Source organism: Asanoa sp. NPDC049475, assembly GCF_040676915.1.
Lineage (GTDB): Bacteria > Actinomycetota > Actinomycetes > Mycobacteriales > Micromonosporaceae > Asanoa.
In genome coordinates, this window is record NZ_JBFAPY010000002.1 from 979,311 (window position 1) to 988,896 (window position 9,586).

A 9,586-nucleotide genomic window follows, 5' to 3' on the forward strand; every position below is an offset into this window, starting at 1 on the left:
GCACGTTCGGTCACGCGTCGCCTCCCGTAGCGCTAGCCGCGCGCGGACTCCTCGTCCGGACGAGGCCCCGCGATGAACACCAGCCGGAACTTGCCGATCTGCACCTCGTCGCCGTTGCTGAGGGTCGCCGCTTCGACCCGCTCGCGGTTGACGTAGGTGCCGTTGAGGCTGCCCACGTCGCGCACGGTGAACGTGCCGCCGTCGCGGTGGAACTCCGCGTGGCGACGGGAGACCGTCACGTCGTCGAGGAAGATGTCACTGTCGGGGTGCCGGCCGCTCGTGGTCACGTCGTGGTCCAACAGGAACCGCGCGCCCGCGTTGGGCCCGCGCCGGACGACCAGCAAGGCCATTCCCGGCGGCAGCGAGCCCGACATGCGGCCGGGAACGACGTCTGCGTCGGGTCCCTCCAGCACTTCGTCGAGCGAGCCCAGGTTGAGCGTCGACGTGACGTCGAGTGGGGGAAACTCGTCGTCGGGGCGCGTCATCGGTCCACCTCACGGATCTTTTCGCAGCGGCGCCGGACACCCCGGCCGCCAGTGGGCAGCAGCTTGGAACAAGTCAAAAACAACTTCGCGAGCCTAGCCAGCCCTGAAATCCAGGGTCAACCGGACGCGCGGGCACATCTGTGCTGTCGGGAGGGCTTGATCAGCCCTCGGTGAGCTCGCGGTAAGCGTCTGCGGTCAGCAGGCCGTCCAACGCCGCCGGGTCGCTGGGGTCGATCTCCACCAACCAGCCCTCCCCGTACGGGTCCGCGTTGATCGTCTCCGGTTCGTCGACGAGCTTCTCGTTGCGCCCGACGACGGTCCCAGAGATAGGAGCGTAGATCTCGGAGACACTCTTGGTGGACTCGACCTCGCCGAAGGAGTCACCGGCGGAGACCTGCGCGCCCTGCTCGGGAAGCTGGACGTAGACGATGTCGCCCAAGGAGTCCTGCGCGAAGTGGGTGATGCCCACCCGCACCGGACCGTCGCCACCGCGCACCCACTCGTGCTCGGCGGTGTATCGCAGGTCGTCAGGGATCACTGAAGTTCCTTCGTCGTCAGCTGACAGGCTTGGCGTGCTCGAGATCGACAGGCGCGGCGATGGCCGTGACCTCGACCGTGTCGTGCTCGTCGACGATCACGTTACCGCCGTCCGCTTTGATCGACGGCACCAGCCCGTCCGGAATGTTGAGTGCCGTGCGCATGGTGGGCGGATCTCCGATGACCGTGATCGTGTACGGGCCGGTCAGCCGCTTGCCGGACACCTCGAGCCCACCCTCGGCGTCGATGAAGTACGTGCTCGCCACGATCCGCACCAGCGTGCCGTCCGCGCCGGCGATCTGCATCGCCTCGGCGTCGGCGCCACGTAGCTCCTGCACCGCGTTGAGGATGTCGGACGCCGCGATCGGCTGCGGGCCGGCCACGAACCGGATCGTCAGGCCGGGACCCTGCGCCTTGGCGGTGCCGGCGAGGATGGCGAGCTCGTCGGCCCGCTTGGTGGCCTCCTCCAGCGCCGCATTGCGCCCCTGGGCACCGGACTGAAGCTGGCGCTGGCTGTCCTGCAGGGATGCGATCTCGCGCTGGAGCCGGTCCTCCTGGGCCTGAAGGTCGGACTGGAGCCGCACGAGATCGTCCTCCCGCATGGCGGCCAGGTCGGAGTCGCCCGACTTGCCGCGCAGCTGGATCGCGAGCGTGAACCCGAGAAGGGCCAACAACACGAGAATGATCACACCAGCGGTGCTGCGCTTCTTGCGTTGAGGAGCAGGATCAAGATCTTCATCTGATACGCGCGACGGAGCGGCCGTAACCCCGGAGGAGCGCTCCCCCTGCGGCAGGGCCACCGTCTCCTCGGCAGCACCGGCGTCGGTCGGCGCGGGGTCGACCTTGGGTGGGGACGACTCCCCGTTTGGGCCGTCGTCGACCGGGGAGAGCCGCACCGTCTCCTCGTCAGCGCCTTGCTGGCCCTCCGTCGGAGCCGCCGCCGGGGCGGGCCGGGGCACGGCCGAACGGCCGGGAGTCGGGCGGCGTGCCGGTCTGGCCGGCTCCGGATGCGGCGCCCGGGCTGGCTCCGCCAAGGCGGGACCCTGGTGCCCGGACCGGCTCGGGTCGGAGCCCGCGGACCGGCTCACGTCCGAGCCCGAGGACCGCGACGCGTCCAAGCCCACGGACCGGCTCGGGTCCGGGTCTGCCGGCCCGCTCGGATCCGGGCGCACGTCCCGGCTTGGGCCGACGGACCGGCTCGCGTCCGAGCCCACGGACCGGCTCGGGTCCGGGTCTGCCGGCGGGCTCGGCTGCGGGCGCACGTCCCGGATCAGGTCCGGTGAGGCCGGGTCTGGCCGCATGACCCGGGTCGGGTCGTCGGCGCCTTCGGCCGCGCCCGGGTGCAGCGCCCGGGTCGGCTCATCGGAGATCGGCTCGTCGCGGTTGGTGTCGCGCGGGTCGTCGGTCATCGTCGTCCTCCCGCGTCAGGCCCGGAACAGGTGTCGGCGGATCGCGGCCACGTTGCCGAAGATGCGCACCCCGAGCACGACCACCACGCCGGTGGACAGCTGCCCACCCACGCCGAGCTGGTCGCCGAGGTAGACGATCAGGGCGGCGACCAGCACGTTCGAGATGAACGAGATGACGAACTGCTGGTCGTCGAAGATGCCGTCGAGCTTGGCACGGATGCCGCCGAAGACCGCGTCGAGGGCCGCGACGACCGCGATCGGCAGGTACGGCTCGAGCCAGCCGGGCACGGTCGGGCCGAACACCAGGCCGAGGACGACACCCACGACGAGGGCGAGTACGGGGATCATCTAGCCGCCTCCGGACGGGCTCGAGGAGGATGTGCTGCCGGGCGTCGGTGTCGCGCTGGGCGGCGCCGGACGGGTCGCGTAGTTGAGCGTCGGCTCGGTGGCCGCGGGCAGGTTCAGGTCGTCTTCCCGGTGCGTGTCGAACCCGATGTGCTCGACGTCGGCGACCCTGCGCATCAGGGCGGCCGCGGCGCTGTCGTCGAACCGGTCCTCGAGGTTGCCGGGGCCGATCACGCGGATCTCGTACGGGCTGGTCACCGGCCGGAAGTCGACCAGGATCGCGCCGCCGGCCTTGCGGATCGTCGAGGTCGCCGTCAGCCGCTGGTCGTTTACCGCGATCGCCTCGGCGCCGGCCGCCCACAGGGCGTTGGTCACCAGTTGCAGGTCGCGGTCGAAGATCCGGCCGAGCTCGTGCTCGCCACCGTCCTCGGCGGCGTCCGCGGCGTCGGTCAGCCGGACGACGAGCCCGTCGCCGGTGACCCGGCGCAGGCCGGTGGCCGCCTCGGTCTCGCGCTGCTGGGCGGCATGGTTGGTGCCGAGCGCGGCGTCGCGCTCACGGGCGACCTCGTCGCGCAGCCGGTCGGCCTGGCCGCGCAGGTTGTCGGTGGTCTCCTGGCGCGCCTTGATCTGGCTGACCAGGTCGGCCCGGGCCTGGCTGCGGCGCGGCTCGTCGGCCATGGTCTGCCGGTAAGCGACCGCGAACAGCAGGCCGATCAGCCCGGCGACGAGCACCGCCGCGGTCCGGCGGGTGGTCCGCCGCCAGCCGGTAGGCGGTCCGGACTTCGCCCGGCGGGCAGCGGCATCCGCGTACCCGGGATCGAGCGGGTTGCTGAACAGCTCTGAGAGGAAGTCTGGCGACATCCATCGCCGCTGCGGCGGTTTCTGCTCCGGGCCGGTCATGCCGGCTCCCCACTGCGTGGAGACCCGCCCCGGCCAGACGGACTCTGCTGACGATGCCCGCGCCAAGGCTCGGTCAGTACCGGAACCCCACCGCGTGGAGACCCGCCCCGTCCGGGCGGGCTCTGCCGAGGATGCCCTCGCCGAGGGTCGGTCATGCCGGCTCCCCCGTGCGGGCGGTCGCGGCGCTTGCCGCCCGGCCCGCGCGGATGACCCGGGACGCCTGGCCGACGTAGAGGAAGCCCGCGATCCAGTAGAGGACGATGCCCCACCAGGCCAGGCCCCAGCCGGCCGCCGCGGCGCCGGTCTCGATGGCCGGGACCGCCTTGGCGAGCAGCAGCACCGGGAACGCGGCCAGCAGGATGAAGGTGGCCGTCTTGCCCAGGTAGTGCACCTGCGGCGGGCCGAAGCCGTTGCGCCGGAGCACCGCGAGACAGACGATCATCATCAGCTCGCGGGCCACCAGGGCGGCGGTGAACTCCCAGGGGACGATCTCGCGCCAGGTGAACGCGACCAGCACGGCCAGGATGTAGAGCCGGTCCGCCAGCGGGTCGAGCAGCTCACCTAGGCGGCTGACCTGGCCCAGCCGGCGGGCGACATAGCCGTCGATCCAGTCACTGCTGCCGCCGACCGCCAGCACGATCACGGCGGCGAGGTCGTGGTGCGGGCCGAGCATCAGCCACAGGAAGATCGGCACGCCGACGAGCCGCAGGAAACTGATCAGATTGGGCAGCGTCAGGACGCGATCTGCCGCGACGGTGGGCGTACGCGACACCGCTGCCTCCTCCACCGCGACGGGCCTCCCCCGGCACTGCCTCGGCAGCGCCGCCCGCCACCGACGGCCGCGAAGGGACGCGGCGGGCGCGCGGGACCGACCCCCTGATCATTGGCCGTGCCACTATATCGGCCATGGCATGACACGCCGAGCCCGCCGTGGCGACGCTCACCGGGACAGGAGCTCGCCGATCTCCTCGGTGATCTGTTCCGGGCACTCCGCCGGCAGGATGTGGCCCGCGCCGGCGATCTCCAGGAGGCGGGCGCCGGCGATGCCAGCGGTGAGCATTCGAGCGATGTCGACGTAGCCGGGTGCGTCGGCATCACCCACCGCGACCAGCGCGGGAACCTGGATCAGGTCGAGCAGCGTCGATGGCCGCGCGGTGTCGTCGGGCAGCTCGTGCGACTCGGTCACGGTCTGGTTGGCCAGCGCGACCCGTGTCGCGGGGGCAAGTTCCTCGGCGATCGCGCGGAGATCGGGAGTCCAGTCGCGCAGCGGACCGCGTACCCACATGTCGAGGTTGAGGGCCGTCGCGGCATCCAGGTCGCCGGCCTCGAGCAGCTTGGCCTCGGCGGCGCCGTACTCCCGGACCTCCGGACCCCACTCCCAGCCGGAGACCGGAGCGGCGAGCAGGCCGAGGTGGGTGACGCGCTCGGGCCAGCGGGTGGCGAACTCCAGGCAGATGTAGCCACCGAGCGAGTTGCCGACCACGGCGGTCCGGTCGATCCCGAGCGAGTCGAGCAACGCGGCCAGGTCGTCGCGGTGCCGGAACCCGGTGGTCGGCGGCGGCGTGCGGCCGAACCCGCGCAGGTCGTAGCGGATGACGGTGTGGGTCTCCGCCAGCGCCGGCGCGACCCGATCCCAACTGTGATGGTCGGCGACGCCGCTGTGCACGAGCACGACGGGCGGCCCGGAACCTTCGACGACGGCACGAATGTCCGACAAACGACACTCCTCGATCGAGCGATTGATTTCGCGGGTCAGTAAACCCGCCCCCGGGGTTTCGCACGATCGGTTTATCGCCCTTGCCACAGCGAAGCTGGCTCGAAGCGAAGCGAGATCTCTCCGGCGGGAGCAACGGTCGTGCCGCCGACGAACCCGGGCAAAAGGGTTTGAAGCCCTTGGCCTTTAGAGATCGAAAAGCTCCCTCAGGCTGGCGGAGATCTTCGCCATGCTGGCGCCGGTGAGGAGGCCGAGGCGTTCGGCGCCGATGCTGGCCGGCAGGCGGCGCATCCGGTTGAGGACGACCACGCCGGAGATCGGGTCGGTCTCGGCGAGCGCGATCGCGAACGGCGGCAGGTCGTCGGCCGAGCCGCGCTGGCGGACGACGGGCGCGCAGAACGGCGCGGCGCTGGGCCGGTCGTTATGGGCTTCGGAGGAGAGGACCACTACGCGGTAGCGCAGATCGGCCCGCTGGCCGATCGTCCACACCTCGCCCTGTTTCAACGCACGCTCACCCACCAATCACGCCGATCGTACGGCTCCTCACGCCTGATCGGTGGGTGCCGCCAGCGGTATTTCGAGCGCGACCACGCCGCGCAGGTCGAGCCAGGCGCGGTCCGGGGCCCGGACCAGGCGCATGTTCACTTCCTGACAGTTCGGACAGCGGGCCACCATGCCGGGGGCGTGGTCGTAGACGTGCATCTGGGCGAGCATGCCCCGGTCGCCGCAGTGGGCGCAGGTGCCCTTGGCCATCGACATGTCGGTCGCGAAGATCTCGGTGAGCGGTCCGGCGAGGGCGTTGCCGTCGGTGTACAGGTCTGACATGCGGGCTCTCCTTCTATTCAGTGCCGCTCTTGCCGCTCAGGTGCCGCTGGGACCGAAGCGCTCGGTCTTGACCTTGCGCGGTTCGTGCCCCTGCGCGACCAGGATGTCGGCTACGGCCTCGACGAAGCCGGTCGGCCCGCAGACGAAGCACGCCGGTTGCAGGTCCGGCGGCCAACCGTGGGTCGCGACGGTCGCGAGCTTGAGCCGGCCCACCTCGCCGGGCCATTCGGGCGGGGCTTCGCGGGTGTACGCGTACGCGATGTCGAGCCCCATGTCGTCGCGGATCCGTGACCTGAGCTCGTCGGCGTAGAGCATGTCAGCCGGGGTGCGCACCGAGTAGATCAGCCGGAAAGGCACCCGGCTGCGCGCCTCGGCGCGGGCACGGACCATCGCCATCAGCGGCACGACTCCGGAGCCGCCGCCGATCAGCACGACCGGGTCGGTGTCGGTGTCCCGCCAGACGAACCAGCCGCCGATCGGCCCGCGGATCTCGATCGGGTCGCCGACGTTCATGCCTTCCAGCAGGTACGGGGACACCTCCCCGTCGTGGACCGCCTGGACGGTGAGCTCGACTCGGTTGCCGTCCTGCGGGTTCGCGATCGAGTACGAGCGCTCGGTCGAGTAGCCGTCCTCGGCCGTGAGCTTGATGTCGACGTGCTGCCCCGGCAGGTGACCGGGCCAGTCGGGCACGTCGAACACCAGCGTGCTCGCTGTCGCGGTCTCCCGGCGGCGCTCGGTCAGCGTGGCGACGCGCCACAGCAGCCGGCCGCCGGTCAGTCGCCTTGGTACCGCTGCTCGCGCCATGGGTCCCCGTAATCGTGGTAGCCGGCCGTCTCCCAGAAGCCCGGTTCGTCGGCGAGCATCAACTCGAGGCCGTTGACCCACTTGGCGGACTTCCAGAAATACAGGTGGGGTACGAGCAGCCGGGCCGGGCCGCCGTGCTCGGGCGCCAGCGGCTCGCCGTCATATTGGTAGGCCACCCACGCCTGCCCGTTGAGCAGGTCCTCCAGGGGAAGGTTCGTGGTGTAGCCGCCGTACGAGTGCGCCATCACGTAGTCGGCCGCGGTCTCGACGTCGGTCAGGAGCGTCTCGACCGGGACGCCCTTCCAGTGGGTGCCCAGCTTGGACCACTTGGTCACGCAGTGGATGTCGGTGGTGATGTCCTCGCTCGGCAGGCTGGTCAGCTCCTGCCAGGACCACTGTTTGCGCTGCCCCGTCTCGGTGGCGACGGTGAACTGCCAGCGGTCGAGATCGATCCGCGGAGTCGGGCCGGCCGAGAGCACGGGAAAGTCGCGCGTCAGGTACTGCCCGGGTGGCAGTTTGGTGTCCCCGGACCCCCTGCGGCCGAAGAACCCCGGTGAGACGATGCCCATCCCCAAAGTCTTACCAGCCCTGGTCGGTTCGTCACCCCGCCTAGGCCATCCTAGGATGATATTGGTACGACATAAGGGAACGCCGTGCTCCTCGTGGCCGCTGTCTGCTCGGGGCGAAGGCCGAGCGGGACGGCCGCGTTGAAGACCAGGCTGAACATGACCTCGACGGCGTTGTCGGCCAGGTTCCGGCCGTTGACGCCGGCGAGGGCGAAGCTGGCCGAGGTGCCGAGGTGCCGATCCGGTACGGCATGAGGTCCGGCAGAAGCCTTTCGACTAGGGGTGTCGGCGTAGGCCTCCGGGTCCTCGGCGGTCCGGCTGGCCCTGACGACGGCGGCGATGACGCCGGCGAGGCGCGCGCCGTCGTCCCGTCGGTCGTTGCGGGGATGCGCCCGGTTGGCAGCGATGGCCCAGTCGTGGTGTGCGGTCCGGATCAGCGGCCAGAGCATGGGGGTCGCCTGGCGGTTGACCTGCTGCCAGCCACCCGCGTCGGTGGCGAGCTTGGTGACGGTCCATAGGTCAATGTCCCGCCCTGGTCGCAGCGGGTCGCCGTCGGGGATCTCGAGCACGATCGAGTGGACATTGATCGTCTCGAAGGCGTTCTTCGCCTGGTCGGGACGCCATGTCCCAAGGTCGGGCCGCGTGCCGTCCTTGACGGCCGCGGCGAGGGCCGGCAGGAGGGTGAGGTCGTTGTAGAACGGCTCACGGATCATGCCGGCCCACATCTTCAGACCGGCGGGACCGGAGATGGTCTCGCCGGTGCTTCCTTCCGCGACCTGCCGGCCGCCAGCGGCGTCGTCGGTGGCGTCCTTGCCGGTCAACGTCCACAGTGTCACGGCTTGGCGGCCGGTCTCCGCGGGTCCGAAGGTGACCCGGTAGGTCAGGTCCTCGACCGCCGCCTTGTCGAGGTGCACCTTGAACTCGTCGCGGGCCTCCGGATGGAACCCCTCCCGGTAGTCGTCACCAAGAATGGTGCGGTTCACGTTCATCACGAGCACGGTGCCCGCTCGCGCCCCGGAAGACGTACTGATCGGTCAGATCAAGCCGGCTGTCCTGCCGCGCGAGATCGGAGTCGAGATGATGCGACAACGGCGCTCCCCCGTAGTGACTTCGTCACTTCTGGGTCCACTCCCCCGCGCGCTGCCCCTGCGACCCACCGCGCCGCTCAGGTATCCCATTCTGATGCGGGGTCGATCAGAAGTGCCCGCCGCTGGATTCGAACCAGCGACCTTCCGGGCTTCAACCGGACGCTCGACCAACCGAGCTCGACGGGCGTGGTGCTCCCGGACTGAGCGACGGCCCGGTCAACGCGTCGGGAACCGGGGAATCGAACCCCGCGCTTCCTGCACCCAAAGCAGGCCCGGTCACCAAGCCGGTCGTTCCCGAATATGGAGTTCTCAAGAAACAGAAACGCCACCCGATCCTCTGGATGGGCGGCTTTCTCCCGTAAGTGTGCGCTTACGTCGGCAGCCGCCTGGGGTGCCCTTCGCCGGCGAAAGGCTCGATGGATAGCTCGGCGAAGGGCACACCCACAAACCCGCACGGCACGAACCGCCGCGGTCGTGAAGTGGGCTGCCACACCATGTCGAGCTCCTTGGTCGTTCCGAAGGTCTATGTCTAAGTTAGAACGGGCGTGGATTCCTAGCAACGGCTTTTCCGAGTAGCCAGTCGACCGACCTTGGCGCCGCCGCATAGGCCGGGTCAAATGCTCCGGTTCACTTCCCGTAAAGCGTCCTAGGACAATGGTCGGCACGGTCTTCAGGCGGGACCACAATGCGCGGCACGGCCGTGCCAGGCTCCGCGCATTGGCAGCTCGCGGACGCGGCCGCCTTGCTTACCATCGCCGCCATGTTGGCCGCCGCCGCAGAAGGGCGGCCGCGGATTAGCCGCCGCCGCAGAAGGCCCGCCGCGGATTAGCCGCCGCCGCAGAAGGCCCGCCGCGGATTAGCCGCCGCCGCAGAAGGCCCGCCGCGGATTAGCCGCCGCCGCAGAAGGCCCGCC

Annotated in this window: 11 protein-coding genes, 2 tRNA genes and 1 pseudogene; all 14 read right to left on the reverse strand. The window is 70.3% G+C overall.

All coding sequences use genetic code 11. The features are described 5' to 3' along the window. Window positions 1-32: 32 nt before the first annotated feature. The 14 genes and pseudogenes from AB0J88_RS10670 to AB0J88_RS10735 all read right to left on the reverse strand — a co-directional run bounded on the left by AB0J88_RS10670 (window position 33) and on the right by AB0J88_RS10735 (window position 8,970). Complete coding sequence (locus AB0J88_RS10670; RefSeq protein WP_089243529.1) at window positions 33-485, reverse strand: FHA domain-containing protein; 453 nt, start codon at window positions 483-485, stop codon at window positions 33-35. 160 nt (window positions 486-645) lie between these two features. Further along, the gene (gene gcvH, locus AB0J88_RS10675; protein ID WP_364346227.1) at window positions 646-1,023 is read right to left on the reverse strand and encodes a glycine cleavage system protein GcvH; all 378 of its coding nucleotides are present in this window, start codon (window positions 1,021-1,023) and stop codon (window positions 646-648) included. 16 nt (window positions 1,024-1,039) lie between these two features. After that, a pseudogene (locus tag AB0J88_RS10680) lies at window positions 1,040-1,729 on the reverse strand (DUF881 domain-containing protein); the annotation flags it as partial. Between the two features lie 717 nt (window positions 1,730-2,446). Further along, window positions 2,447-2,779, reverse strand: a complete 333-nt coding sequence (locus AB0J88_RS10685; RefSeq protein ID WP_364346225.1) for a small basic family protein — start codon at window positions 2,777-2,779, stop codon at window positions 2,447-2,449. After that, window positions 2,780-3,676, reverse strand: coding sequence for a DUF881 domain-containing protein (locus AB0J88_RS10690; RefSeq protein WP_364346223.1), 897 nt, complete (start codon window positions 3,674-3,676; stop codon window positions 2,780-2,782). A 151-nt stretch (window positions 3,677-3,827) separates the two neighbouring features. Further along, a complete protein-coding gene (locus tag AB0J88_RS10695) occupies window positions 3,828-4,448 on the reverse strand; it encodes a CDP-alcohol phosphatidyltransferase family protein (protein WP_364346221.1) in 621 nt (206 codons plus the stop codon). A 168-nt stretch (window positions 4,449-4,616) separates the two neighbouring features. Beyond that, window positions 4,617-5,393, reverse strand: coding sequence for an alpha/beta hydrolase (locus AB0J88_RS10700; protein ID WP_364346219.1), 777 nt, complete (start codon window positions 5,391-5,393; stop codon window positions 4,617-4,619). 183 nt (window positions 5,394-5,576) lie between these two features. Further along, window positions 5,577-5,909: a type II toxin-antitoxin system PemK/MazF family toxin gene (locus AB0J88_RS10705; protein ID WP_364346217.1), complete on the reverse strand. Its 333-nt coding sequence runs from the start codon at window positions 5,907-5,909 to the stop codon at window positions 5,577-5,579. 24 nt (window positions 5,910-5,933) lie between these two features. Further along, on the reverse strand, window positions 5,934-6,215 hold the full coding sequence (locus AB0J88_RS10710) for a DUF6510 family protein (RefSeq protein WP_364346215.1): 282 nt from the start codon (window positions 6,213-6,215) through the stop codon (window positions 5,934-5,936). Between the two features lie 36 nt (window positions 6,216-6,251). After that, window positions 6,252-7,019 (reverse strand): ferredoxin reductase, encoded by a 768-nt coding sequence (locus tag AB0J88_RS10715; RefSeq protein WP_364346213.1) that lies wholly within the window; start codon window positions 7,017-7,019, stop codon window positions 6,252-6,254. Continuing rightward, on the reverse strand, window positions 6,989-7,588 hold the full coding sequence (locus AB0J88_RS10720; protein WP_364346211.1) for a sulfite oxidase-like oxidoreductase: 600 nt from the start codon (window positions 7,586-7,588) through the stop codon (window positions 6,989-6,991). The genes AB0J88_RS10715 and AB0J88_RS10720 overlap by 31 nt, the downstream gene beginning before the upstream one ends. 50 nt (window positions 7,589-7,638) lie before the next feature. After that, on the reverse strand, window positions 7,639-8,574 hold the full coding sequence (locus AB0J88_RS10725) for a DUF4331 family protein (RefSeq protein WP_364346209.1): 936 nt from the start codon (window positions 8,572-8,574) through the stop codon (window positions 7,639-7,641). 212 nt (window positions 8,575-8,786) lie between these two features. Continuing rightward, window positions 8,787-8,859, reverse strand: a tRNA-Phe gene (locus tag AB0J88_RS10730). Between the two features lie 38 nt (window positions 8,860-8,897). Continuing rightward, window positions 8,898-8,970, reverse strand: a tRNA-Pro gene (locus tag AB0J88_RS10735). Window positions 8,971-9,586: the final 616 nt, after the last annotated feature.

Bases quoted from the DNA above. Each gene is read 5' to 3' on its own strand.
- AB0J88_RS10670 (WP_089243529.1), bottom strand. From the start codon at position 485: ATGACGCGCCCCGACGACGAGTTTCCCCCACTCGACGTCACGTCGACG.
- AB0J88_RS10685 (WP_364346225.1), bottom strand. From the start codon at position 2,779: ATGATCCCCGTACTCGCCCTCGTCGTGGGTGTCGTCCTCGGCCTGGTG.
- AB0J88_RS10690 (WP_364346223.1), bottom strand. From the start codon at position 3,676: ATGACCGGCCCGGAGCAGAAACCGCCGCAGCGGCGATGGATGTCGCCA.
- AB0J88_RS10710 (WP_364346215.1), bottom strand. From the start codon at position 6,215: ATGTCAGACCTGTACACCGACGGCAACGCCCTCGCCGGACCGCTCACC.
- AB0J88_RS10715 (WP_364346213.1), bottom strand. From the start codon at position 7,019: ATGGCGCGAGCAGCGGTACCAAGGCGACTGACCGGCGGCCGGCTGCTG.
- AB0J88_RS10720 (WP_364346211.1), bottom strand. From the start codon at position 7,588: ATGGGCATCGTCTCACCGGGGTTCTTCGGCCGCAGGGGGTCCGGGGAC.
- AB0J88_RS10725 (WP_364346209.1), bottom strand. From the start codon at position 8,574: ATGAACGTGAACCGCACCATTCTTGGTGACGACTACCGGGAGGGGTTC.